The sequence below is a fragment of the Bradyrhizobium sp. Ken51 genome (assembly GCF_055807435.1).
In genome coordinates this window covers 1-266 of record NZ_JBVVPB010000178.1, presented here as the reverse complement: position 1 = coordinate 266, position 266 = coordinate 1, and the positions used below count along the sequence as shown (strand labels likewise).

Annotated in this window: 1 pseudogene; it reads left to right on the top strand. The window is 44.0% G+C overall.

Annotation, left to right across the window (positions count from 1 at the left end):
* A pseudogene (gene ycdU / locus AC0L27_RS41385) lies at nucleotides 1-266 on the top strand (protein YcdU); the annotation flags it as partial.

The window sequence follows — 266 nt, the reverse complement described above, 5'->3', positions numbered from 1 at the left end:
CATTGCTCATTCTTTGTGGCGTAGTGTTGGCGATTAATCTGTTTTTTCTGCGCTTCTCCAAGCGGTACGCTTTTCTGGGCAGGCTTTTTTTGCAGGAAATCGATCTGTTTTTCTCCAGTGAAAATGCGTTGTCGACCTTTTTTGCCAAGCCGCTTTGGCTTCGGTTATTCATATTGCTGGTTATTGAAGTGATGTGGATTACGCTGGTGTCGGTATTGGCAACGCTTGTAGAATGGCGGATTTGGTTTGAAGCCTATTTTTTACTC